This is a genomic window from Chondrinema litorale, from assembly GCF_026250525.1.
In the GTDB taxonomy this organism is placed as follows: Bacteria; Bacteroidota; Bacteroidia; order Cytophagales; family Flammeovirgaceae; genus Chondrinema; species Chondrinema litorale.
In genome coordinates this window covers 167,752-193,665 of record NZ_CP111053.1, presented here as the reverse complement: position 1 = coordinate 193,665, position 25,914 = coordinate 167,752, and the positions used below count along the sequence as shown (strand labels likewise).

General features: G+C 32.9%; 18 protein-coding genes. 10 read left to right on the top strand and 8 right to left on the bottom strand.

Annotated features, from left to right (window positions below; all coding sequences use genetic code 11):
• Positions 1–120 precede the first annotated feature (120 nt).
• The 3 genes from OQ292_RS32910 to OQ292_RS32900 all read left to right on the top strand — a co-directional run bounded on the left by OQ292_RS32910 (position 121) and on the right by OQ292_RS32900 (position 4,642).
• A complete protein-coding gene (locus OQ292_RS32910) occupies positions 121–981 on the top strand; it encodes a DMT family transporter (protein WP_348970695.1) in 861 nt (286 codons plus the stop codon).
• 140 nt (positions 982–1,121) lie between these two features.
• On the top strand, positions 1,122–2,042 hold the full coding sequence (locus OQ292_RS32905; RefSeq protein WP_284688361.1) for a DUF3078 domain-containing protein: 921 nt from the start codon (positions 1,122–1,124) through the stop codon (positions 2,040–2,042).
• Positions 2,043–2,227: 185 nt separating this feature from the next.
• Positions 2,228–4,642, top strand: a complete 2,415-nt coding sequence (locus OQ292_RS32900; protein ID WP_284688360.1) for a DnaB-like helicase C-terminal domain-containing protein — start codon at positions 2,228–2,230, stop codon at positions 4,640–4,642.
• Positions 4,643–4,646: 4 nt separating this feature from the next.
• Here the strand turns inward: OQ292_RS32900 and OQ292_RS32895 are convergent, their stop codons facing one another.
• Entirely contained in the window at positions 4,647–5,459 is an 813-nt protein-coding gene (locus OQ292_RS32895; RefSeq protein WP_284688359.1) for a pentapeptide repeat-containing protein, read from the bottom strand.
• Positions 5,460–5,796: 337 nt separating this feature from the next.
• Between OQ292_RS32895 and OQ292_RS32890 the strand changes: the two genes are divergently transcribed.
• The gene (locus tag OQ292_RS32890; RefSeq protein ID WP_284688358.1) at positions 5,797–7,713 is read left to right on the top strand and encodes an ATP-binding protein; all 1,917 of its coding nucleotides are present in this window, start codon (positions 5,797–5,799) and stop codon (positions 7,711–7,713) included.
• Between the two features lie 97 nt (positions 7,714–7,810).
• Positions 7,811–10,063: a GH92 family glycosyl hydrolase gene (locus OQ292_RS32885; RefSeq protein ID WP_284688357.1), complete on the top strand. Its 2,253-nt coding sequence runs from the start codon at positions 7,811–7,813 to the stop codon at positions 10,061–10,063.
• Positions 10,064–10,082: 19 nt separating this feature from the next.
• Here the strand turns inward: OQ292_RS32885 and OQ292_RS32880 are convergent, their stop codons facing one another.
• Both OQ292_RS32880 and OQ292_RS32875 read right to left on the bottom strand, forming a co-directional pair.
• Positions 10,083–10,937 carry a metallophosphoesterase family protein gene (locus OQ292_RS32880; RefSeq protein WP_284688356.1) on the bottom strand — a complete coding sequence of 285 codons (855 nt, stop codon included), beginning with the start codon at positions 10,935–10,937 and terminating at the stop codon, positions 10,083–10,085.
• A 254-nt stretch (positions 10,938–11,191) separates the two neighbouring features.
• The gene (locus OQ292_RS32875) at positions 11,192–11,656 is read right to left on the bottom strand and encodes a hypothetical protein (protein ID WP_284688355.1); all 465 of its coding nucleotides are present in this window, start codon (positions 11,654–11,656) and stop codon (positions 11,192–11,194) included.
• Positions 11,657–12,592: 936 nt separating this feature from the next.
• Here OQ292_RS32875 and OQ292_RS32870 point away from each other — a divergent pair.
• The 5 genes from OQ292_RS32870 to OQ292_RS32850 all read left to right on the top strand — a co-directional run bounded on the left by OQ292_RS32870 (position 12,593) and on the right by OQ292_RS32850 (position 17,555).
• Positions 12,593–12,799: a hypothetical protein gene (locus tag OQ292_RS32870; protein ID WP_284688354.1), complete on the top strand. Its 207-nt coding sequence runs from the start codon at positions 12,593–12,595 to the stop codon at positions 12,797–12,799.
• A gap of 12 nt (positions 12,800–12,811) precedes the next feature.
• Positions 12,812–13,804: a hypothetical protein gene (locus OQ292_RS32865; protein ID WP_284688353.1), complete on the top strand. Its 993-nt coding sequence runs from the start codon at positions 12,812–12,814 to the stop codon at positions 13,802–13,804.
• A gap of 577 nt (positions 13,805–14,381) precedes the next feature.
• Complete coding sequence (locus OQ292_RS32860; protein ID WP_284688352.1) at positions 14,382–15,131, top strand: ParA family protein; 750 nt, start codon at positions 14,382–14,384, stop codon at positions 15,129–15,131.
• Between the two features lie 42 nt (positions 15,132–15,173).
• Positions 15,174–15,593 (top strand): hypothetical protein, encoded by a 420-nt coding sequence (locus tag OQ292_RS32855; RefSeq protein WP_284688351.1) that lies wholly within the window; start codon positions 15,174–15,176, stop codon positions 15,591–15,593.
• Positions 15,594–15,665: 72 nt separating this feature from the next.
• Positions 15,666–17,555, top strand: coding sequence for a PAS domain-containing sensor histidine kinase (locus tag OQ292_RS32850; RefSeq protein ID WP_284688350.1), 1,890 nt, complete (start codon positions 15,666–15,668; stop codon positions 17,553–17,555).
• Positions 17,556–17,585: 30 nt separating this feature from the next.
• Here OQ292_RS32850 and OQ292_RS32845 read toward each other — a convergent pair whose 3' ends face one another.
• The 5 genes from OQ292_RS32845 to OQ292_RS32825 all read right to left on the bottom strand — a co-directional run bounded on the left by OQ292_RS32845 (position 17,586) and on the right by OQ292_RS32825 (position 25,843).
• Complete coding sequence (locus OQ292_RS32845; protein ID WP_284688349.1) at positions 17,586–18,233, bottom strand: 2OG-Fe(II) oxygenase; 648 nt, start codon at positions 18,231–18,233, stop codon at positions 17,586–17,588.
• A gap of 64 nt (positions 18,234–18,297) precedes the next feature.
• Positions 18,298–19,365, bottom strand: coding sequence for a succinylglutamate desuccinylase/aspartoacylase family protein (locus OQ292_RS32840; protein ID WP_284688348.1), 1,068 nt, complete (start codon positions 19,363–19,365; stop codon positions 18,298–18,300).
• A 3-nt stretch (positions 19,366–19,368) separates the two neighbouring features.
• The gene (gene ppk2 / locus OQ292_RS32835) at positions 19,369–20,124 is read right to left on the bottom strand and encodes a polyphosphate kinase 2 (protein ID WP_284688347.1); all 756 of its coding nucleotides are present in this window, start codon (positions 20,122–20,124) and stop codon (positions 19,369–19,371) included.
• A gap of 17 nt (positions 20,125–20,141) precedes the next feature.
• Positions 20,142–21,200, bottom strand: a complete 1,059-nt coding sequence (locus OQ292_RS32830) for a pyridoxal-phosphate dependent enzyme (protein WP_284688346.1) — start codon at positions 21,198–21,200, stop codon at positions 20,142–20,144.
• A 125-nt stretch (positions 21,201–21,325) separates the two neighbouring features.
• Complete coding sequence (locus OQ292_RS32825) at positions 21,326–25,843, bottom strand: PQQ-dependent sugar dehydrogenase (RefSeq protein ID WP_284688345.1); 4,518 nt, start codon at positions 25,841–25,843, stop codon at positions 21,326–21,328.
• Positions 25,844–25,914: the final 71 nt, after the last annotated feature.

Here is a 25,914-nt window from a genome sequence, read left to right as displayed (position 1 = left end):
TTTCAAGGTACTAAAATATTAATCAAAACAGGAACCTTTCAATATTTAAGAGGTTATTCTTAAATACTAAAGGCATTTTTTCTGCCCAATAAATTACAAGTATTTACAAAAACTTTTGCTTTGATATTTTCTCGTGGAGTCTGGTACATGCTGTTGGCAATTTTCTTCTTTTCAACTATGGGTTTACTAGTTAAACTCATCTCCCATATACCGGCAACCCAAATCGTTTTCTTTAGGTCTATTGTTTCTCTAACCATGAGTGTGGCTATGCTTCGATACCAGAAGGTAAGCATTTGGGGAAACAATAAAAAGTATTTGATACTAAGAGGAATTACTGGTTCAATTGCGCTCATACTTTACTTTACAACTTTGCAAGCAATTCCATTTGCCAGTGCTGTTACCCTTGGTTTTATGGCACCTGTATTTGCTACAGTTCTTGGGATTTTTATTGCCAAAGAAAAAGTCTTTAAAATGCAATGGGTATTTTTTTCTTTGGCCTTTATAGGCATCTACATGGTAGAAGGTTTTGACCCTCGAGTAAAATGGTGGTATTTTGTTATAGGTCTAGTTGCATCACTATTTTCTGGTCTTGCATATAATTTTATAAGGAAGTTAAACATTACAGAACATCCTCTAGTTATCATATTCTATTTCCCTCTGATCACAGCTCCAATTACCGGAATTTATTGCTACTTTGTTGAGTGGGTTCCACCTACTGGTAGCGATTTATTGATGTTAATATTAGTAGGAATTGTAACCCAAATTGCCCAGTTTTTCATGACCAAATCTTTACAACTAGAAGCTATTTCTAAAGTAACAATTCTAAGATACCTCAGCATCTTCTTTGCACTTTCTTATGGTTATATATTTTTTAAGGAAACTTACGATTGGGCGGTATATTTGGGCATGGTAATTTCTATTGCGGGAGTCATCTTAAATCTCTGGTACAGAAATTATCGCACAAAACAATTATCTACTTAATAATTAATCATAAGTAAACCTGCAAATGTTTTAATTAAACCTGTAAAATGCTTATTTAGCAGAATATGCTTTTGATTAGTATGGAAAATTAACAAGTATAACCTTTCTTTGCTTTTTTTTTACTTAATAATCTACAGAAGATGACATTGAAACTAAAACAGCTATTTTTTGTCACACTAATAGGATTCTCTCTCAACAGTTTCGGACAAACAAATACTACTGCAACTACTGATACAACTTACTGGGTTAAAGGCACAAGTATCAGTTTAAATTTTAATCAGGCGGCTTTCAGTTCTAACTGGAAAGCTGGTGGAGTAAACTCTATTTCATTCGGTGGTTTATTTAGTACACGTGCTAATTATGCAAGAAACAAAACCACTTGGGATAATGCTTTCGAATTACAATATGGTGTTGTAAATAACGAGGGACAAAGTACTAGAAAAAGTGCCGACCGTATCTACTTTGATACCAAAGTTGGTCATAAATTATCTGACTCTAAGTGGAGTATTTTTGGTTCTATGAATTTTCTAACTCAGTTTACAAAGGGTTATGAATATGGAGAAGATGCAGTAACAGGTGATGAAACCAAAACGCTTATCTCGAACTTTATGGCGCCAGGCTTTTTAACCTTCGCTTGGGGTATGGAATACAAACCTGTAGATTTCTTTTATGTAAGGCTTTCACCTTTTGCTCCTCGTTTTACATTTGTTACTGACGATGATATTTTAGATAACCCAGAAACCAGTAATTACGGTGTTGAAGATGGAAGTCATGTAAGACAAGAATGGTTGGCATTCCAATTACTTTCTGAACTAAACAAAGATGTTTCAGAAAATCTGAACTTGAAATTAAGATATTTAATGTATGCTAACTACGAAGAGTTTTCAGGAGATAAAATTGACCATAGATTAGATGCAATTATAACTGCTAGTGTTACAAAATACATCAACACCAGTTTAACTCTTAACTTGTTATACGACTACGATCAAGACGATCAAATTCAGCTAGCACAAGCTTTAGCACTTGGTTTCCAGTACAAATTTGGTAACGCAGCTAAGTAATTCTGCTGAATTTATTTAAGATATATATGAGGAAGTCTACACATTAGGCTTCCTCTTTTTTTAAATTTTCTCCGATTTTTAGCAATCTCAATAAAAATGCAGCAAATTTGAACCATATTTAGCCGGAAAATGAGCATCATTTCCTATATTTAAGTTTAAACTACACTCAATACCATAATTTTTTTATGCAGGATCTCAACGATTTTCTAGAATTGGAGATTTATCCGGTTGTTTACAACAGGCTGGATGTACTTTTACCAGAATTCGATTTGCAGTTCAGGCAGAAGTATTGGCAAAGTGCCAAAAATAACCTGCTTAAAACCGATGGTACAGAAGGTAGTTCGGGAGCCTCGGTTTATATTTATGAAAACAGACCGGGTATCTTAAAAAGTTATAAAGCTTCTGCTCCAAGCAGAAATTTGGCTTCTTACATATGCGAAAGAGATGCAAAAGAGTGGATAGAAGCCGTAAAATTTTTAGCCGAGTTTGCAGGAGTAACCCTTCCGCCAAATTCGTATAATGAAACTCCAGAAATAAGAGAGCAAGCTAAAACTCGTGCAAAAGCCAGAGATATTTGGCAAGAGTTAGAAAGCTTTTTCCATTACTTGTTACAACATGATGCAGCGGCTAAAGATCATCTCAAATATTTAAAAGAAGAAAGAGGATTCTCTGATGATGATATAGACTTTACTGGGTTTGGTTATTATCCTGGTAAAGAAAGATGTGATGCTTATTTGCAAAGAAAAGGATTCGATAAACCTGTTATTAACTCAGTGCTATCATCTTTTAATGCTGATGACCGTTACAATCTGGCGATTCCAACTGGAGATCAATTAGGGAGAACATCTGGTTTTATACTTAGAAATATAGAACCTAATAACAAAGGAGATCGATATAGATATACCACTGGTTTCGAAAAGTCAAAACAACTTTTTAACCATACTAATACCAATCAAAAATTTGCAGAACCACTAATTTTGGTCGAAGGTCAAATTGACTCAAAGCTAATAGAAGCTAGAGAAATTGGTAGGGCAGCATCTATTAATGGAAGTGACTTGTCTAAGTATCAGGCAGATTCCATTATTCAAGCAAAAGAAAAAGATTTAATTATTGCTTTTGATGGAGATTCGGCAGGAAAAATAGCTACTTATAAAGCTATTGAAAAACTGCTCTCCTACCCCGAAAGCGAACATTTAAATATTCTGGTTGCAGAATTACCAGAAGGTTTAAAAGATCCCAACGACTATATAAAAGCACAAGGAACTGCATCTTTCAAAAAAATTATTGAAAATGCTAACCCTTTGCACATTTGGTTAAACCTGTATATCATCGATGAAATTGCAGGTAAAAATGCCCAGTTTCTCAGTACAATACAACAAGAAAAATATATTGAGCAAGTGGCACATTATGCTGCTTTAATTAAGAACCAGTTAATTCGTGGTCGCTTTATAGATGTTTTCATGAAAAGTCATGGAGAGCATTCTGATATCTCTCGACTTACCATTGAAGAAGCTGCTGCAAAACTGAGATACAACCAACAGGTTGAAGATGAAACCAAAGCCCTACAACAAGTTACTCTGGAAGCTGGTAGAAAGCTGAGAGATGGCAAGTTGACAGAAGCGAAAACTCATCTGGAGAAATACCTTTCTCATTATACCAGTGCAGAAATTAGAGAAAAAGTAAAGCCTTATAGCTTTAATGAATTTCTAGAAGAAACTGCTAAAGAACCAGACGATTTAAGAACTGGAATCGATTCTTTAGATCAGATCATCAGAATACCACAATCTGCAATTACATTGATTGCGGCAAGACCTTCGCATGGTAAAACCAGCTTAATGCTCAACATGTTTTACAACATGATTAAGCTTTACCCGAAAAAAGAGTTTTTCTTTTTTACCTATGAGGAACCTGCAAAATACCTCATGCTTAAAATTCTCAATAGAATTCTTTTTGAAGAATTTAGGTTTGAAGCTGGCCTCAATTATCTTAGAAAATACCAAGCAGGTAAAAAAGAATACAACCAAGATGTTGAAAATGCCAAGAGAAAACTGGGCGATTTAATCAATACCAAGAGATTAAATATTTTCAGCTTTAACCTAAATGATATTGAACTTGCCGAAGCGGTAAAAGCACAATATGTAAAAGATAGAACAGGAGCGGTTTACATCGACTATATTCAAAAAATTCCGGTTAACCAATCGGTAAAAGGCTACGAAGTAATTAAGCAAATTTCAAACACCATACTTAACAAAATTGCTGTTCCATTGCAGATTCCGGTAATACTTGGTGCGCAGTTTAACAGAGAAGCTCGTGCTAGTAGAATTGGTGATTTACATGCAGATATGCTTAGAGAAGGTGGCGATTTAGAGCAGGATGCAAACACAGTATTAGGTTTGCTTAACTACAACTTTGTAGAAGATAAAGAAGATGAGTTTGGTGTACCTTTCAAAAAAGGAGAAGTAGCTCAGTTGGATATTAAATCTCTAAAATACAGAAACGGTACTCCTGGTAAAATTGCCCATCTTGAACTTCATGGTAAATACCAGTTAGTTAACTCCCTAGAAAAAGTTTCTGCACTCAATTATTTAAGAAGTGATTGACAGGTTAAATACCAGAATCTGGTAAACTTTGCTTAGCTTCCTTTATAGCTTTTCTTAAATCTTTATCCATCTCTGCATGGTCTAGATTTACATCTTCAAAAAATGCTTCAGAGAGTTTTGCATTGGTTAAATCTGTTTCCATCAAATTAGTCTTTTTAAGCTTAGCACCCGATAGCTCGGTACCTATAAGTTTAGCTCTCCATAAACTAGTTCGACTAAGATTGGTGTTATTCAATTTAGCATTCGACAAGTTTACTCCTCTTAACAAAGCATTTGAGAGATCGGCACCACTTAAATCTGCATCGCTTAAATTGGAATAACTTAGGTCTGCATTTCGCAAATCTGCATAACTTAAATCTACACCTTTGAGATTAGCTTTAACCAAATTTGCCTGATGTAAATCGGCATGAGCCAAATAGCAGTTTGAAAGGTTTATTCTGCCATAACCGATTTTGTTAAGTCTCTTAATGTTACCTACAATTCTATACTTGGCTTCTTTTTCTTCCCAACCTCTAAAATCATCAATTTCTTCTTGATAGCGCTCAGATTTTTGTTTCTTCTCCAAAAATTTATTGAGATATGCCAAGAGCACACCAAACACGAAGATGTCAAAAAGTAAACCATGCGCTTCTATAAGAATGTCTTTGCCATTTGAAGTTTCGAGGTATCGAATATCTAAAACAGAGATAATAATAATCAAAAACAAACCCACTACCACAGTAATTCCAATGGGTGTCTGGATTAATCTTATAAGTCGAGAATATTGTAGCTTTTGTATAGCTTGAATTCTTTGGTAATATTTTCCGTGTCTTTTCAAAACCAATAAATATTCTTATTAGAAATATATTAAATAGAAGTTAATTTTTGCATTTGATTGACACTTCACAACAAATGTTTTAAATCAATAATACGTTTATCTATGGCAAGGCTTCCTAAGAATTGTACAATCTCAATATTGTAAATAACTACAATCAATGGAAAACAAATTCTATATTTTCAACATAAGCTTAAAAAAATACAATTTTAAAGGGTATTATTTTGAACTATTCTTCCTATATTTATATTTAACTAATATATGGCACTATTGCTAGTATTCTATTGTTGAAGTTGAACTATAAACGATCACAAGTGCTAAATAAAAATATCACATGTTAATGAATAATCACCATAATGAGCAATATAAAATTATTAAAACTAATCTAGATGCAATTATACAAGAATCGCCTGTCCCTTTAATTTTACTCGACAAGAAGCTAAATATCTTATATGCTAATCAAAATGCTAGTGAATTGTATGGTTATAAAATGGGAATGGCTGGTTTAAGTTTTTATAACTTACTAAGTAAAAAACCAAAAAAAGAAGACCCTGAGTTCCTTTTCTCTTTAGATGAGCACAAGCATTTAGATGAAAACCTTATTTATGTTGGCGTTAAATATACCGAGTATCAGTACGAAAATGAGCAGTGTTATATTCTTCAGATTAATGATATCTCTGAAGTAAAAAAACATCAGCATAAAATAAAAGACTTAATTGAGCAGACACATTTATTAAGTGCCACTATCTTAAAAAGTCAAACAGAACTTTTAAATAAAGAATCTAGATTAAATTCTCTTTTACAATCTCAAAATAACTTCTTAATCAGGATCGATCCTGATGGTAAATACACATTTGCCAACTATAGCTTTTTAAGTAAGTTTCGTTTCAGAGAATCTGAATTACTTCAAAAAGAATTGTTTCAGATAATTTACAACGAAGACAGAAATATCTGTAAAGAAGCGATAAACTTTTGCTTAAACAATCCTGGAAAAATAAAAACTGTAAATCTTAGAATATTCTTATCGCAAGAACATATTGCCGTAATTGAATGGGAGTTTTATGGAATTTTAGGAGCTGGCAATAAAATTACAGAAATTCAGGCTGTTGGAAGAGACATTACTCTTAATTTAAATACTCAAGAAAAACTGCAAAAAACATTAGCACTTTTTACTTCTGTTTTTAATGAGTCTAGTGATGCTTTGTTTATAGTAGATTCTGAAAATTCAACCATATTAGATTGTAATGACAGATCGGTAACCTTGTTTGATTTTGAAAGCAAAGAAGAGATAATTGGTAAATCAAGCAACGATTTTGAAGTGAATCTAAGAAGTCAATTAAAATCTTTAAAATCTACCAAGGACGAAGAAATTAGCAAAGAGCTATTGCTAAAATCGAATAAAAATGAGCATTTCTGGGGCTTGGTAGTTTCTAAAAACATTCCTTATCTCAATGAGAAAATCACGCTGTTAAAGATTACAGATATAACTGATAAAAAGAGAAAGGAAGAAGAAATTAGTGCACTTCTAAGTAAAACGCTTATATACAATCAACAACTTGAAACGAATAATAATGAGCTAAACAAGCTAAATACAGAAATGGATAATTTCGTGTATAGAGTTTCTCATGATTTAAGAGCACCAATTGCTTCTACTATGGGACTTGTTGATTTAGCAAAAGAAGAAACCAATCTGCAAAAAATACAGCAATACCTCGATCTTCAAAACCAAAGTTTGGGTAAACTGGATGCTTTTATCCAAGATATTATGGATTATTCCAGAAACAACAGACAAGAAGTTGAAAAAGAAAATATCAATCTAAAAGATTTAATGACCCAGCAAATCTCTCAGTTTTACTTTGGTAATGTAAAAGAAGAGATTAGTATTAATAATAATATCAGCGAAGATTTTAACATCATTTCTGACCACAGAAGACTCTCTGTCATTTTTGGAAATGTATTATCTAATGCAATCAGATACAGCAATACTCGTAAAACTGACTCATATATAAATATTGGTGCAGAATTAACCGATGAATTTATTTTTGTGATAGTTGAAGATAACGGTATTGGAATTGCGGAAGAATATCTCGACGAAATTTTTAAAATGTTTTTTAGAGTAGGTGATGTTGGTAAAAATGGTTCTGGTTTAGGACTTTACATAGTGAAAGAAACACTGGAGAAGCTAAAAGGCTCAATAGATGTAACTTCAACTTCTGGTAAAGGAAGTACTTTCACCATTAAACTACCCATAAACTAGAGCAACTTTTTTGTAATTCCCTGTTCGCGAAGGCTGATAATCTTTAAAAAAAAATTATAAGGTTTAATTAAAATCTTTAATTATTTAATTTCACCCCATGAATAAGGGTATTTTTTTTTGTGTGCTATTCCTGATATTCTCTGCGTGTGATTCAGGAAAGAAGAGAGAAAAAGAGGAGAATTTAAGCAAATATGTAAATCCATTTATTGGTACAGATGGCCACGGACATACTTATCCGGGAGCATCTTTGCCTTTTTCCATGGTGCAATTAAGTCCAGATAATGGATGGGAAGGTTGGGATTGGAGTTCTGGTTACCATTATTCTAAACCTCAAATAGTTGGCTTTAGTCATACGCATTTAAGTGGTACTGGTATTGGAGACATGCTCGATATTTTGGTAATGCCAACTTTAAGAGATGTTGTAAACGATACAACCGGTCAAGGTAGAGGTTTTATGCAAAGCTTTTTATCTACCTACTCCCATGCAAATGAACAAGCATCACCTGGTTATTACTCTGTAAAGTTTGACCAATCAGAAATATTTGCTGAAATGACCAGTACCAAAAGAGCTGGTTTACATAGCTATACTTTTCCGAAAGGCGACTCTGCTACTGTACTTATAGATCTTGGTTGGTCTGTAAATGATGATGAAGCTACAGATTCATACATGTATGTTGAAAATGATTCATCTACGGTAGTTGGCTATAGATTCTCTAAAGGTTGGGCAAAAGATCAAAAGGTATTTTTTGCAGCAAAGTTTTCGAAAAAATTCGATCGATTTAACCTTGTTAGAAATGGCATTTTAAATAGAGGAACAAACGAAGTTAATACTAAAAATTGTACTGGTTCTTTTCATTTTGAAAATACCGAAAAATTACCCATTCTGCTAAAAGTGGGTATCTCGTCTGTAAGTGAGGAGGCTGCATTAAACAATTTAGAAAATGAGATCACGAATTGGGATTTTGAAGCTATAGTTCAAGAGTCAAAAAAAATGTGGAATTCGGAATTAGAAAAAATATATATCCGAACTCCCGACATTCAAGTAAAAACCAATTTTTATACAGCATTATATCATTTAATGCAATCTCCCAATTTATACAGCGATGCCGATGGTAAATTTAGAGCAGTTAACAATCAAATAGTAAAAGCAGAAGGCTACGATAAATATTATACTTTTTCACTTTGGGATACTTTTAGAGCAGCTCATCCCCTATTTACAATTTTTCAACAGCAAAAAACTGATGATTTTATAGAATCTTTGCTGAGTTTTTATGAAAACAATCCAGATTCTACACTACCTGAATGGGCACTATGGGGAAATGAAACCAATACCATGATTGGCTACCACTCTACCCCGGTAATTGCAGATGCTTGGTTAAAAGGAATTAATGATTTTAATGGTTTAATGGCATTAAGAGCCATGAAAAATACAGCCAACAGTGATGCAGAAGGATTACCATTTTATAAAGAGTTCAAATATATTCCTGCTGATAAACAAAAAGAATCGGTTTCTAAAACACTCGAATATGCTTTTGACGACTGGAGCATAGCCAGAATGGCCGAAAATTTTTCTGATACTGCCGCTCAAAGAATCTTTGATGAAAGAGCGCTGTATTATAAGAATGTATTTGATAAAGGAAGCAATTTTATGCGACCAAAGCTCGAAGATGGCACTTGGAAAGAGAAAGAATCTTTACTTGGTTCGGCAGAAAATAACGATTATACAGAAGGAAATGCATGGCAGTATACTTGGTATGTTCCGCATGATATAGATGGCTTAATAAACCTGATGGGTGGGAAGGATGCTTTTGAAAGAAAATTAGATTCACTTTTTACAACTTCAGCTCCAGAGGAGTTAAGTAAAGAAATCTCAGATATGTCTGGTTTTATAGGGCAATATGTGCATGGAAATGAGCCGAGCCACCATATAGCTTATTTGTATAACTTTATAGATAAACCTGAAAAGACACAAGAAAAAGTAAGACAGATTATGAAGGAGTTCTATAAACCATCTCCCGAAGGTATTATAGGAAATGAAGATTGTGGTCAAATGTCTGCTTGGTATATATTTAGTGCTTTAGGTTTTTATCCTGTTAATCCTGTAGGTGGGGTGTATGAGTTGGGTTCACCCATTGTTCAATATGCAGAAATTTCTTTACCAGAAGATAAAACCTTTATTATCAGAGCGCTAAATCAATCTGATGAAAACGTCTATGTCCAATCGGTAACACTAAATGGAAAGAAAGTAGAAGGTCATTCAATTACTCATGAGCAAATTATGGAAGGCGGAGAGCTAATTTTTGAAATGACGAATAGAATTATAAAATCAACCCAGACATCTTCTAGATAATGTCTGGGTTGATCTTTTCCTAGAGGTTAACCTTATTGTTGTTTTGTATTCCTCTAGCCAGCGGATTACACTGGTATGTATAAACTTCAGTACCTCCTCTAACTTCTACTATTCTGTAGCCTTTATATTCTTGTCCCCAACTACCACCAAAATGCCCATCAAATAAATAAGTTTTACCTCCAGAATACATTGCTTCATGGTGGTCGTGATCGTGCCCATGAAAGATGCATGCAACATTTTCGTATGATTCTAGCATATCGGTAATCTCTTTACAATCTATGCCATTATCCACCCATTTCTTGTGTGAGATATGTAGAAACACAAATACTGATTTTTTGCTCTTATATAATTCCAATTTCTCTTTTACAAAATCGGCATCTGCGCATAAATATTCCCCTTTTTCATTTGAAGTGGTGCAAAGTATAAAACCACTATTCCCTTTTTCAAAACTGTAATTAAATGGTATGTTGAATACTTCCTTCCACAAATCTTCACTTACTTTGTCATGATTACCCTGAGTGGCATAATAAGGTATTTTAAGCTCTTTAAAATAGGCGTTGGCCTCTTTGAGAAGTTTGGGGTCATCGTGAATGATGTCACCGTTAAACACGCAAAAATCTAATCCTTCATTTTCAGCTTCGGCATTTAACCAAGCAACTATATTCCTATAGTACATTTTATAAGCTGTTCCCTTTTCACCAAAATGCCCATCAGATGCAACTGCAAAACGAATTACATCCATCTTACCATCATCATTTTGTTTAGTTTCAGGTTTAGCTGCAAACACCCCTGTAGGAGCCAATATTGTAGGTACACTAGCCGCTAAAGCAGCAGATTTTTTCACAAAATTTCTTCTTGAATTATTTTTATTCATTTTAGTATTCGTAGAAAATTAAACTTAAAAGCTCAAAATACTATCTGTAATCGAATGAATAAAATCTTGGGTATTAATAAATAAGGAACTTAAACTATTACTTTAAGCAAATTCATTTTATTGAGAGAATTATTAGAGCAGATCAAAAGTAAAATTTAGTCATAACCCCATTAAATAAAAATGACTAACGCCACTCGGAGTTAGTCATAAGTCTTTGATTTTAAGAAATTTAATATTGACCTCTTAAAGTGGTTTTACTTCTCTAATATTTCTACTAAGACCGTCTTGGTATCAGCCGTATCAATTAAACTAGGGAAAGGAGTAACTGCTTTTAATACAGCCATGTAGCTTTTATCATCCAAGTCAAAATCTACTGTATCTTGAATCGTGTATCCTTCTGGATGCCCTTCACTAAAGCAGTCTCCCAAGCAAAAATCTAATTCTATTTGCTCATCAGACTCTTTACTCTTAATCTCCCCGTTCACTTTAGTATTACCAGCCCAAAAGCAATTTGCATTCTCAGGACATCTTGAGTCCGAGACTGATTGCAAAGTAAACTCTAAAGCTAGATTTGTTGCTGTTGATAATACTTTCTCATCGATTTTATATTCAAGTTCAAACTCCTCTCCTATTTTAAACTCAGTCGTATCTGGATTTACCTGATCGTCTTTACAACTAAACATTAAAAGAAAAATGAATAAAAAGCTAATTAATCTCATAGTCACATTTTTCTTACAACACGAGAGTTTATTTAATTTTGCTGCATTCATTTTATTCGGAATAACAAAATCATTGTTTTTCCGAATTAATAATTATATAGATTTTATTATCTATATATATTATATAGAAGCAAAATTATTTATAAGTTTCTGTAATTCAGTCACTTATGAGTAGTCATAACTTCATAACTACACCCCTTTCTAGTCATAACTACATACTATTTTAGTCATAATTACTACTAATTCTAGTCGTAAGTATTCCCCTTTCTCGTCATAACTACACCTATCGCTAGTCAAAACTACACCCTTTTGTATTTTTAATTCTTTCTGTCGTGTTTAATTTTAAGAGCTTAATAGTACTTAAAATTTATAAGTTATTGAATATCAGTGTTATATATAGGATTATTATGTTTAGATAGATTAGTCATAAGTACAACCTTTTTAGTCACAAGTCATATTGACTAGTATTTTTTTATCTTTAGTCACAAGTACACCCTTTCTAGTCAGAAGTATGTTTATTGCTATTAAAATGATTTAGTCATAACTACATCCCTTTCTATTCATATCAACTTATAAAATTGATTTTCTAATGGGAAAATACTTAAATAGAGCTCTGAGAGATATCTTTAGTCATAAGTACACCCTTTTATAGTCATATTGAATATTTTTCTATTTAGTCGTAACTACACCCTAAATGATATTTTTTTAAATTTTTTAAAGAAAATATATTAGTCATAAGTACACCCTAAAACAGTCGTTACTATATCCCTATTTAGTCGTAAGTACACCCTTTAATAGTCATAACTACACCTAAAAGCAGTCAAATTGAATGTTTTTTAGTCACAAGTACACCCATTTGTCATTATTAGTGTAAATTTTCCCATATTTGGAAATATCATTCATAATATTCATATTTAGTCAAAATTTAAGCTTGCCATGCCTCACAGAATAAATACAGAGATAGCAAAAGCATTTTTTGAACTACAAAAAGAATTGCCATTTGTGATTAGGTCATATGGTATGACTAAGTCATATATCGTGAGAGAAACGGGTATCCCTAGAACAACTTTTGATCGCAAGATAAAGGAGAGAAAGTTTACTGCGGATGAAATGATTCGGATTTGTGAGGTAATAAACCGATAAAAGATTATTGACATGCAAGAAAAATATATTCACTATCCGGATAAGCTCCTCAAGATTGAAACCAGGCAACAGGTTAGACAACTTTCTTTATATGATGAAACAGGAGCACTTGAGAGTAAGAATGCGCTCAAGATAAGTAAGTCAATAGAACGAGTACTTAACCTAAATGAAAAAGGTGGTAAATATTCTATTGAGTTTCCACCAGAGATTGAACAAAAAGTACCAGAAAAATATAGAGCAATTATTACCAAAGAGCTTAGTGCTAATGAGGTAAGAGTTTTGACTGCTATTGTAAAAATGGCACAAGAAGCTCGTTTTTTTGGCAAACTCAAGCATTACGAAGATATCGAAAGAGCCTATTTTGTTTTTAGTCTTTCTGAACTTTACGAAAACAGTGGAGCTAAAAAAATAAATGGCAAATTTAACCCTAAACAAAGAGAGTTAATTCGTGAGGCAATACTCAATTTACATAGAAAAGAGTTTGTAATTCCTCGTGAATATTTGAGTAAAGACAAGAAAACAAGAATTAAAGAAATATCTATCTCCCCTCTTGTACAATTACATAAAGTACAACAGCTCGAAACGCTTTCGGGTGTAAAGAAAGGTACATTCTTTAAGATTACAATTGATTCTGTATTCTTCGATTTTACTAAAGAAAACAAAAACACCTACTTTAATTTGCCAGCAAACTTAAATAAGCGTTTAAGAGAGATAAATACTGGTAGACCTAATTCTGGAGTAGAATTATTTATAAAGTGTCTTTATCAGGCATCGCATTGTGCCAAGGCAAGAACAATCGAATATGGTTACCAACGTCTTTCGGAGATAATGAGACTCGAAAGATACAAGGAAAACAACAACCATAGCAGAATTAAGAAAACAATTGAAAAAGCATTTAGTACAGCCATGAAACTTTCTATAATTAGCGATTGGAAAGAAGACATGGGTGCTTATGGTGAAAAGAAATTCATCCTATTCCTATCCGAAACAGATAACAGCAAGTAAAAGAGCAGGATTGATTCCCCTGCTTTTTTCAATTTTACTATTTAAAGAATCACTCATCCTCCCTACTACTTTTCTAAAATATTTTACAAGTCTTTCTCGTATGTAAAATATGAATACTGATTAATATCCGTATATATTGATATTAATCAGTATTCATTTATAATTATTGTTTAATATATTATTTATTGGTATTAATTAATGTATAATAGATAATATTAATATGTAATAGTTAACATTATTTTTATTGATATGACTTAATACATATTATTTAATACTAATATGAATTGATATGTATCACTCAAAGTATTTCAATTAAGAGGCTTAAACTGCCAGACTGGTATAATTGAGTATTATCAATTATAAAATCCCTTAAATCGCTTTATTTTGCCTTTATCCTGGAGCTTATATCGTCCAATTGAGAGTTGTTTAAAACAATGATTAACAATACTAAAAGTAATATCAAAAAATATTAATAAACATAGATGAAATATTATGAATACAGTTTAATACTAGTTAATATTGTATATATAAATAATCATTAATATAAACTAATTAATATCAATATTAATCAATTAATATGGAAATCATTGCTATATCAAATCAGAAAGGAGGAGTTGGTAAAACAACTTCAGTGAGTGCAATCAGTGAAATATTATCTAAGTCTGGAAAAAAAGTAGTAATGATAGATCTTGATCCTCAAGCAAATTTATCTAAAGGACTAGGTATTGAAAAACCAGATTATACCATACAAGGTGTTTTGTTTGATGAATATGGAATTGAAGAAGCAGTTGAAGCTATAAACGATAATCTGTTATTGATCCCTTGTACCAAAGCACTTGCCAACTTCGAAATAGAGATGCTAAATGAAATTGGCAGAGAGTATATTCTTAAAAATAAGATTAAAGCATTAGAAGGGCAATGTGACTACATAATATTAGATAGTCCACCAAGTTTGGGTTTGCTAACTATTAATGCGCTTTCTGCAGCAGAATCTGTTTATGTACCAATACATGCTCAAAAATACAGTCTTGATGGTTTGCATGAAGTTTTAGAAACTATAGATAAAGTTAAAGAATTTATCAATCCTGGATTAAAATTTAAAGGAGCATATTTTAATCAATACGATCAGCGAAAACTTTTAACAAGAGCATTAACCGAAGAAGTAAAAGAGATGGTAGGGGAGGAGATGCTTTTAAATACATTTATAAGAGTAAATGTAGCTTTACAAGAAGCGCCAACCTTAGGCAAAAGTATTTTGGAATATGCGCCAGAAAGTAATGGTGCTGTAGACTTTAAAAACCTCACCGATGAAATAATTAGTAGATAAGCAGGAGTAAATTTTTTTTGGAGTATTAATACTAGTTAAGTTATGGAGAAAAAAACCACAGATTTATTCAGAAAAGCAAATACAAAAAGATCAGAACGCCATCCGCTTGATAATTTCAAGAAGGATAGTGATGATGAAAAAAAAGAACAGGAAGATAAAGAAGACAATACGCCTGTAAGAGAAACCCCAAAAATGAGAGAACCAGAACCTGAAGTAGAAGACAAACCAGTAAGGCAGTCTTTTTTATTAGATTTTGAGGTTATGGAAAAAATTAAAGACATAGTTTACTATGAGCGAAGAAATGGAAATTTCGAATACAGTCAGAAAGATGCCATATCTGATGGAATAAAAGCTCTTATAGATTCTAAGGGTGATGTGCCTCAGAGACCAGAAGCTGAAAGAGCGAAAGAAAAACACAGAAGTGATAGAATTAAAAAAGCGAAAAGAAAATCTAGATTTTAATTGAGTACATGTTGTTATAAAATCAAAAAAATACCTATAATTGAACAGCTAACCTATCTAAACTGACATTATATGGGAAATGCCAATGCGGATATTGAATTATTCAAAATACTTCTTAATGAATCTCCGGATGCAATTTTCCTTACCAATACTAATGACTTGGCAATTGAGTATTGTAATGATAGTGCTGTTGAAATGTTTGAGTTTCAATCGCAAGAAGACTTTATAGGTAATTTTGGTCATAAATACCATAAAAAACCACTCTCTATAGAAGAAAGGTCAGCAATTAGAGAAACACTAAGTAAAAATAAAGTTTGGCAAACCGAATACGAATATCTTACTTGTACAGGTAAGACATTTTGGGGTGCCATTACTATCAAAAAAATCAAAGCTGGAGAAAAGTATTATCATAGTGTAAGAATAGAAAATATAACAGAACATAAGCTTGATAAGGAAAGAGCTGAACAAAGTAATTATTATTTAGAGCAATCGCTCGAAGCACTACCTGCATTTGTATATATGATAGACAAATCATATAATATTTTATATGCTAGTAGAGAATTTAAAAACTTCTACAAAAAAGTTATCTACAAAGATTTAAATAAGAACTCGAATATATTTGAGGTAATTAGCGAGACAAATAAATCTAAGAGATTATCCTATTTTGAAAAAGGACTAAGAGGAGAGGAGTTAAAGATATTTGAGGAAAATTTAGTTGATGGCTCCATCCGTAGTTATGAAATACATTTTATACCAATTAAAAATGGTACTGAGGTAGATAAGCTATTAGTTTTCATTTTTGATGTAACCGATTTTACAAGTCAAAAATATCGCCTAGAAGAAAGTGAAAGGAAGTATAGGCTATTAGCAGATCATTCATCTGATATTATTTTTTTACTTGATGCTAAAATGAATTTTTTGTATTTCAGCCCATCAGTAGAAAAAGTGCTTGGTTACAAACCAGATGATGTGATTACGCTTAAGATGAGGGATATTTTAACTCCGGAGTCTTACAAAGATGTTATAGCTATTCACAAAGAATCTAAAAGTGAGATTATCAAAACCAAATTGCAATTTGTAAAAAAAGGTGGTAAGGTAATTTGGGGAGAAAACCATGCCTCTGTTATTAAAGATAGAAATGGCGATATTACTGCATATTTGGTGATTACAAGAGATATTACTCAAGAGAAAATAAAAGAACAATCTTTAAATGAGTTAAATCAAAAGTTGCTAAACTTAAATGCTAGTTTGAGTCAAAGTAATGAAGAACTAGATCGATTTGTTTATCGGGTTTCGCATGATTTAAAATCTCCACTAAACTCAGTGCAAGGTTTATTGTCTTTAATTGAAAATGAAACAAATAAGCAATCAAGACAAGAGTTTATCGACCTTACCAAAAAGAGTATAAATAAACTTCTGGATTTCATCAAAGAGATATCAGAACTCTCAAGAAATGCACAACAAGAGATACATCCAGAATCTATAAATCTGCATACTTTTTTTTCTGAATTAATAGAAAGCCAACAGTTTTCAGAAGATGCTAAAGACATTAATTTTAAAATTGATGTTGACCAACCAAACTCTTTTTTAAGTGATAAAACGCGCTTATCGATTATTTTAAATAATTTGATTTCTAATGCAATTAGGTACAAACGAACTTATAATGTATCGAGTGAAATTAGATTGATTGCCAAAGTGGATGAGAAACAAGTTCAAATTGAAGTTTATGATAATGGACAAGGCATTTTAAAAGAGCATTTAAGTAAGATTTTTAATATGTTTTATCGAGCAAACCAGCACAAAGCAGGCTCAGGTTTAGGGCTATATATTGTGAAAGAAATTTTAGATAAGCTTGAAGGGGAAATTAGTGTAGAGTCGGAAGCGGGAGTGTATACAAAGTTTTTAATTTCTCTCAAAAACATGGCAAATTCAAACCTAAACAAAAAACATCATAAAAAGTGATCGAGCCTTTCTATGATGTTTTAATATTTTTTATAAAATTAAACTATCGAGCATCCAGCCAGTTATGCTGTATCTTTCAGTAAAAACGGGCATTACTTCATGCTCGATTATATCACTTCTAAAACAGACTAATTTGCCACATTCTGGATAAATATCTGTATATAATTCTTCATTACCAATTTCATGATAAGCTCTAAATGCACCACCATAATCTGGTAACCAAGATTCATTAAGATAGCATACAAAAGTTAGTACTCTTGTTTTAGTATGTTGATGTTGGTCTAGGTGTTTCTTATAAAAAGAACCAGAAGGGTATATAGCAAAATGGCATTCAATATCTTGAATTCCTAAATATAAGCCTCGCTTAAGTTCAGTTTTAAGATTGTTTATTTTGTCAAGAAAGTTTTGTGTTTCGGGGAAAGCAGATTTTTTATCAATCCATTTGATATAGTCACCACGAATTTTTTCTACTACTCTGTAATTATCATCTTTACCAATACCTGCTGGTCTCATCACTTCATTTTCGTAGGCATTGTTTGCGATATTTTTTAAAGAAAGAGTTTCAGTAAGATTCAAAAAGTTTTGGATAACACCGAAGCCTTTGTTGGCAATATCATCAATTAATTGTTGAATTGGATCAACATTGGCTTCTTCAAAAGCTGATTTTTCAAGCAACATTCTTTTACCAGTTAAATTAAAATACATTAGCTGGTACGTGCGAATCTTGAAAAGTCACATTTTTTTATTCGATAATTCCCAGATGCAGAATTCTTGCTCCTGCTGGGCTTACTGGATTACTACTCTTGCCAATTACAATTCCTTTTTCTGGGGCATAATAAGTTTGTTTTACTTCTCCAAAAGAATCGTACAGCATTGCGATTTTTTGACCTTTTTCTATGGTTTGGTTTACAACAGGTATTACTTCTAAAATTCCACCAGCATCTGTATATATCCAATAAGATTTGGAGCAACGTACTACAGGGTGTTTAGGAGCGGCCACATGTATATTTAAGATTTTTAGATATGCCAAAGTATTTTGAATACCTATAATTCCAGCTTGTTTCATATCTTCTTGAAAAACCTGAGGGTTACCAAGTTCTATGGTAATACATTTTATATTATTGGCTGCTAAAGCACTTCTAAGGGTGCCATCTGCATTTGCAGTACTAGCTGCTTTTCCATTGAGAATAATTTGTGGATTTTGTATTTCAGCCATTTTAGCGAGTATGGGATCTTGCAAATCTGCTCGTACATAATGTGTATTAATTCTACCAAAACTTGCTGTATGCAGATCTATTACATAATCGCAGTTGCCTTTGAGTTTATCTAGTAATTGGAATGCATAAAACTGGCTTTCATTACCGTTGACTTTGCCAGGCATTGTTCGATTTAAATCTGTTTGATCAGGAAATAATCTATTATTATCTTGGTATGCAGGCACATTGGTAATTGGAATAGCTATAATAGTACCGTTCATCTCAGCTGGATTCACAGTGTTTATAATGTGATGAATAATAGGAATTCCGTTTAATTCATTACCGTGAATAGCAGCATTAATAGCAAGTACTGGTCCGTCATTAGCACCTTTTAAAATAACTACAGGTATATTTATATCTTGACCTAGACCATCTTCTGATATTTTGAGCCAGTAATTATTCTTGGTTCCGGGTGTTATATTTTCCAAATCAATTTTGGTGATATGGGGTATTGATTCGGAGTTTTGGGAGAAGGATAAATTGGGTAAGAAAAATAAAATGCCAAAGCATATAATTGCTTTGGCCATATCAAATAAATTAAAAAGCTTGTTCATTATCTAAGTCGGTTGAAATTTTGAAAGTATGTCGTTATTTACATTCAAAGATACACCGGAACAACCTTTTTCGTCGTAATCCACCATATTAATTACGTAGCGAATTGCCTCAATTCTAGCAGAAGGTTTATTATTTCCTTGAATAATTATCCATGGAGCATTTTCAGAATGTGTTCTGCTAAACATGATTTCTTTATGTCTGGTAAATTCGTCCCATTTACTTTGAGCCAGCATATCTACAGTACTTAGCTTCCATTGTTTTAATGGGTTAATTTTCCTTTGTTCTAATCTGTGTTTTTGCTCATTAATACTAATTGAAAACCAGAATTTTATTAGAATGATACCATCTTCTATTAGCATATTTTCAAACAAAGGTACCTGCTTCATAAATCGCTCGTATTGCTCTGGCGTGCAAAAACCCATTACAGGTTCAACAACAGATCTATTATACCAACTTCTGTCAAAAAATACCATTTCACCAGGGTTGGGTAAGTGTTTAGCATATCTTTGAAAATACCATTGTCCTTTTTCGACTTCAGTAGGTTTTGGTAGTGCAACGATCCTCATGGCTCTTGGATTAAGAAACTGTGTGAACCGGAGTATTGCACCTCCTTTGCCTGCAGTATCTCTACCTTCGAAGATGATAGCCATGCGCTTGTCGTTTTCCTGAACCCATTTTTGCAATTTAACTAGTTCAATTTGCAGTTTCTCCAACTCAATAGCATTAGGACTGCCAGGAATAAAATCGTCTTCAATCATTAATTTAATTTTTAAACTCAGCTGTTTTTACCGGTAAGTATCGCTACAAAGCGATCATTTTCTAAAGAAGCTTTTTGGTGATGTTTAATAATAGCTATTAACCCAGCAGTAGATGCTGGTAGTACTTTTAAGCCTTCTTTTTCACTAAGAATTCTTGCATAATCTATCATGCTTTTATCACTAATATTTTCTGCCCATCCATTTGTATTTCTAATAGCTTGTAAAGCTAAATCACCATCAAATGAATGCCAGTTAATTAGCGGTTCGTTAATGATGGTTTCTTTAATATTTTCTGGTTGTAGGTCTTCATAATTATCTTTGTTCTTTAAAAATGAATGAACAATTGGGTTTTTTTTATATGAAGAACCGGCTACCATTATTGGAATTCGCGAGGTTTTTCCTCTTCTGTATAATGAACTGAATCCTTTATAAACACCAGCTAGTACAGTTCCATTTGAAACAGGAACAGCCACAATTTTAGGAGCATCTCTTAACTCATCATAAATTTCGTATGCAATGTCTGCATAAGCTTTAAGTTGGATAGGAGTGTTTGCACCGCCAGGGTTAGCATCGTACCAATCATTTACTTTTGCAGCATCGTTAGATATCTCAACTGCTTTCTCATAATCACCCGGAGTTCTTATAATGTTTGCTCCAAGTTCTTCCATCTCAGTTACCCTTTTTGTGTGGTAATGTTCAGGAATATGCACAAAGCATTTTAACCCTGCCAATTTAGCAGCTAGTGAAACAGAAACACCATAATTCCCACAGGTGGCTACACTTAGTGCATCATAGCCACGTCTTAACGCATCGTGGCATTGCGCAAAAGCAATTCTGTCTTTTTGAGTTCCAGTAGGGTTATTTCCTTCAAACTTTAAAAATAACTGACGGATTCCACTTTCTCTTTCAATACTTCTTGCTCTTACTAAGGTTGTGTCACCCACTTCAGAGTCGATTATGTCTTCAAAAGCTTCTAGTCTTTCTTCAATTATTGAATCTTTATCTAATACAGTTTCTACTTGTGGATAAAGCTCTGAAGGAAGATTATAAACACTGTTTTTTATAAATGTTGTCAAAATTAATTTATTCTAAGGTTTCAGTTTATTAATTTAATAGCAATGACGAAAAGTTTCAAAAAAGTCACAAAAAAAACCTGTTCTTAATAAAAAGAACAGGTTAGGTATTTTAAGAATAAGTTAATTTACCTTTTCATGAACTTATAAGAATATAAGTTAGTCTTATATCTTATTTTAAGAATGTACATTCCTGTTTGTAAACTACTTACATCTAATGATTCTTCTAAAATATTGTTGGTCTTATCAAGACTGATTTTTTTCACCATTTTACCTGTTACATCAGAAACTTCGAAATGGTATTCGCCAGTTTTGTCATTATCAATATTGATAGACATTTTATCTGATACAGGGTTCGGGTAAATATTAATGCCTTCGGCTATCAACTCTTCAATACCCAATGGTTCATCTGCTTGATCTAGAATATTTATTGTAAATACTGTTGAAATTACTCCACCATTTTTATCATCAGCCTGAATTTCAATCTCATAGATAGATTTTAACTCATAGTTAAATTTGACTTTGGCTATTAATTTATGGTCATCTATTTCAAAATAAGTAGAACTTTCATCATCAATTAAAGTAAATTGATGAGAATCGTTATCAACATCTTCAACATCTATATGAGCTACTTCTACACCAATCTCATTGTTTTCAGTAATTGTATCTTTACTAATTGTTAGATTATAAGGTGCATCGTTTACAGCAGTAAAACTGAAAGTTACAATACCTGCATGAGCAGAAGATTTAAGTCCATTTGAGACATAGTATTCAAAAGAAGTTTCTCCATACCAGTTAGTGTCCGGTACAAATATTAAGTTATCCAATTCTCCAGTCAATATTTCGGCTCCATCTTCTACTTCTACAGTGTTTAACATCAGTTTACCTGTATCTGGCAGAGAAGTAATTTTAATTTCGATTAAAGATTCTGTTGTATCAACATCATAATAGCTATCTTCGAAATCTGCCAGACTTAATTGAATCGAATTATCTTCTTCAGCTTTCTTAGTAAAATTACCAGCAGTTGGTAAATTTTCATCTAAGAAAACAAATGTAACTGTATCAAGGGCTTCGGTATATTGTAATGGTGCCTGATGATCATTTACAAGGTACAGTATTAACTGATGCTGACCAGTTGGAACTTCTTCTAGATCATATGAACCTGTCATATTATATAAAGTTACATAATCTTGATCGTCTAGTTGCAAATGAGCATGATCGTAAATTGCAGTTGATCCTGAAAACTCATAGGTAACAGTAAAATTACTTGAGTAAATCTTCTCATTATCAGAAGGGTAAGTAATCTTAATAGATGGTTTATCTTCAGAATTGTATACTACAAAAGATACAGAAGTATAAGCCTGTGCATTTGTAAGCAAAGTATCACCAACACCAATTAATTCAATTTTCACTTCGTGTTCACCAGTACTTACTTCGTTAAAAGTATAGCTTCCACTTAAATCAGTTAATACTTCAGGAGTTTCTTCATCTAATGTGATTTGCATACCTGCAATTGCAGATTGATTACCATATAAGGTATAATCTATCGCAAAAGAAGTATCAAATACATTTTCCTGATTTTGTGGAGAAGTAATTACCACACCTGGTTTATCATTCTCATCTTGAGAATAAACAATTTCAAAAGTTATAGATTTAACTGACTCATCTGTAGTTAGAGGAAGGTTATGACCTAAAGCTACTGATGCAGTTACAGTATGTGTACCCGGAGTTAAATTGGTAAATATGAATGAGCTATTATCTAGATCATGTGCATATTTTGTTGGATCATCATCTATTTGAAAGAAGATATGATCATAGGAAGTTTCATCACCAAATAACACATACTTAATTTCAGCATCAGGGCCTTCTATTTCTTCTCCTGCATCAGGTGAAGTGATAATTATACCAGCGTCCATGGTATCATTAGTAGTAACTTCTAAAGTATTACTACTTTCTGAAGCAGCTCCTGTATTGTCATATGCAATTATATAAAAATCATAGTCGGTGTTAGCAGTAAGATTACCTACTGTATATTTTGTTTTTTCAGTAGTAGCTACTACTTCACCATCTTGATATATTTCATAGTAGTCAATCCCATCCATATCACTGGCACTTGTCCAGTTAAATGTTACAGTTCTGTCAGTTATTTTTGATTGTGATAACACAGGAGTAGTTGGAATATCTGCTGATATTTTCACCAATTCAATATAATCAAGTGCTCCATAACCAGCATTTGCTTCAATCTCTAGATAATGTATTCCTTGATTTAGAAAAACTTCACTAGAAGTCATAGTGCCCCAATAAGAACCACCAAGGTCTGAACTCGGCCCAGCAATAGTACTATCTACACCAGTGAATGTTATTTCCTCATCATCTAGATAGAAATTATATCCATTAGGCCAATAACTGTTATTTTTTACTGAATTACCAGAACGTACTTGAGCATTTATAATAAAATTACCTGGAGTAAGTATAGCATTGGCAGTTTCAATATCAATAGCAATTTTAATTCTATCTCCAGTATCAAATAAACCAACAGATTTTTCCTGACTGTTGAAGGTTGAATATGCAAGCCCGATATCACTCGATCCTTCATCAGTTACTATTTCATAATATTCTTCAGCTTCTAAGAAAGAAGACTCAACCAACTCAAAGTAAGCAGTTAATGTAGAATTAGTAGTTGGGTTCGTATATATATGAGTACGAGATTTTCCATTTGACCAGGACTTAAATGCATATTTTTTACCATCGAGATCCTGTGGCGAAACAGCAGTTATTTCCGTTTGGAAACCAATTAACTCATCAAGAGTATATGGTGTAGTTCTTGGTTGATTTGCTACTGTCAGTTTTAAACCAGAAGGTTCTGTTTGGAATGAGATATTAGCTTTTTCTGGACGAATTGTAACAGATTCACTTGTTGAAATACCATCTTCATCAGTAACAGTTAGTGTAAAAATGTAGCCTGTATCATCATGGTAACTATGGCTACCATCAGACGAAATTGTATATGTTCCTGATATATCTTTATAAGCACTTACGCCTGGGTGAGTGTGGTCATCATGTAAGAAGACTATTTCCCAAGAATAATTTGAAGCATCAAGGTCACCATCATCGGTTGCTGAGCCAGAGAAGTTAATTATATCGCCTGCAACAAATGTTGATCCATCTGTTGGAGAAGTAATAGTTACAACTGGAGGATCACCAACTGTAATAGTGATTTCATCTGAAAATGATTTTTCACCACCGATACTAGTTACTGTTAATCTTGCTGAAAAAGACCCTTTGTTTGTATAAGTATGTGTTGGGTTTTGATCTGTACTGGTATTTCCATCACCAAAATCCCAAGAATAAGTTAGCGGTGTATTATCACCAATTATAGCAGCACCAGTAAAATTAACTTCTAGTGGAGTACCACCTGTTGTAACATCAGCAGATGCTTCTGTAATTACAGGAACAGCAGTACCAGTATAGGTTATCTTTTTAAGAAGACCATTTGTAAAGTCTGCTATATCAAGATAATATATTGAACCATCTAAACCTTGTATTAATGAAACAACACCTTTTTTACCAGTAGCAGGTCTGAATACTATAGGTTCACCAACAGGCATCATGTCATCGTCTAGCTCTAGATACTGGATCCAGCTTTGAGCATAATCTGAGAAGAAATATACTCCCTGATATTCAGAAGGGTAAGTGCCATTTCTGTAGATAAAGCCTCCAGTAATAGAATTACCTCTACCTGGTTTATGAGCGTATGTATAGACAGGATCATCGAAAGTTGCATTTTCACAAGCACCATTTTCATCTCTACCAGATTCACCACAGTCAGGCCAGCCATAGTTAGCACCTTTTCTGCCATAGTGTATATCTTCCCAAGCATGATAATGGTCATTACCACCAACTTCACCTATTATAAAAATGTCCGATTCTTCGTCGTAATAACCTCTAAAAGGGTTTCTTAAACCCCAAGCATAAATTTCTGGAAGTTCACCGTTTGGTCCGGTTTCAGCGCCATTGTTATAAAATGGGTTATCAGCTGGAATAGAACCATCAGTATATATTCTATATAGTTTTCCTTGCTCTAAGGTGTTGTCTTGAGTTTTATTCTCTTGGAACATGTCGCCAACAGCAAAATACATGATGCCTTCATCTGAAATATCCATTGCACCACCGAAATGATAAAGTTGGCTTTCAGGATTATATATGTATGTACTTTCCCACAGGACATATTCACTATCAGGATTAGCTGTATCACCAGAACTTGTAAACCTAGAAATTCTTACATGGTATTCTGTAGTAGTGTGGTAGACATAGAAATAACCGTTTGCTTCAAAGTTTGGATCAAGTGTGATTGATAATACACCTCTTTCAGAACCAGATTCAACATTTGGAACAGTCATGAAAGTGCTTTTTGTAACATTACTAGGGTCTACAAGATATATATCTCCAGCTTTTTCTGTCACTAATATCTTACCGTTGGGAAGAGCTACCATATCTGTAGCAGTACCTAGACCTGAAACAACCAATTGGTCTGTAAAGTCATCTGGAATGAAGCTAGAATGATTGGCTAAGACATAAGCATTTATACTAAAAACATTTAATAAAATGCAGATTGTAGTAATGAAAACCAGTTTAGTTGATTTCATTTGATTGAATTTTTTGAGGATTTAATTATTTAAATAACATGTTTAATGTGGATAGTAGGGTTTAGACAAAA

What these genes read in the sequence shown, in the direction of transcription:
- OQ292_RS32860 (WP_284688352.1), top strand. Translation starts at nt 14,382, where the DNA reads ATGGAAATCATTGCTATATCAAATCAGAAAGGAGGAGTTGGTAAAACA.
- OQ292_RS32885 (WP_284688357.1), top strand. Translation starts at nt 7,811, where the DNA reads ATGAATAAGGGTATTTTTTTTTGTGTGCTATTCCTGATATTCTCTGCG.
- OQ292_RS32855 (WP_284688351.1), top strand. Translation starts at nt 15,174, where the DNA reads ATGGAGAAAAAAACCACAGATTTATTCAGAAAAGCAAATACAAAAAGA.
- OQ292_RS32865 (WP_284688353.1), top strand. Translation starts at nt 12,812, where the DNA reads ATGCAAGAAAAATATATTCACTATCCGGATAAGCTCCTCAAGATTGAA.
- OQ292_RS32875 (WP_284688355.1), bottom strand. Translation starts at nt 11,656, where the DNA reads ATGAGATTAATTAGCTTTTTATTCATTTTTCTTTTAATGTTTAGTTGT.
- OQ292_RS32840 (WP_284688348.1), bottom strand. Translation starts at nt 19,365, where the DNA reads ATGAACAAGCTTTTTAATTTATTTGATATGGCCAAAGCAATTATATGC.
- OQ292_RS32825 (WP_284688345.1), bottom strand. Translation starts at nt 25,843, where the DNA reads ATGAAATCAACTAAACTGGTTTTCATTACTACAATCTGCATTTTATTA.
- OQ292_RS32845 (WP_284688349.1), bottom strand. Translation starts at nt 18,233, where the DNA reads ATGTTGCTTGAAAAATCAGCTTTTGAAGAAGCCAATGTTGATCCAATT.
- OQ292_RS32880 (WP_284688356.1), bottom strand. Translation starts at nt 10,937, where the DNA reads ATGAATAAAAATAATTCAAGAAGAAATTTTGTGAAAAAATCTGCTGCT.
- OQ292_RS32850 (WP_284688350.1), top strand. Translation starts at nt 15,666, where the DNA reads ATGGGAAATGCCAATGCGGATATTGAATTATTCAAAATACTTCTTAAT.
- OQ292_RS32890 (WP_284688358.1), top strand. Translation starts at nt 5,797, where the DNA reads ATGAATAATCACCATAATGAGCAATATAAAATTATTAAAACTAATCTA.
- OQ292_RS32905 (WP_284688361.1), top strand. Translation starts at nt 1,122, where the DNA reads ATGACATTGAAACTAAAACAGCTATTTTTTGTCACACTAATAGGATTC.
- ppk2 (WP_284688347.1), bottom strand. Translation starts at nt 20,124, where the DNA reads ATGATTGAAGACGATTTTATTCCTGGCAGTCCTAATGCTATTGAGTTG.
- OQ292_RS32870 (WP_284688354.1), top strand. Translation starts at nt 12,593, where the DNA reads ATGCCTCACAGAATAAATACAGAGATAGCAAAAGCATTTTTTGAACTA.
- OQ292_RS32900 (WP_284688360.1), top strand. Translation starts at nt 2,228, where the DNA reads ATGCAGGATCTCAACGATTTTCTAGAATTGGAGATTTATCCGGTTGTT.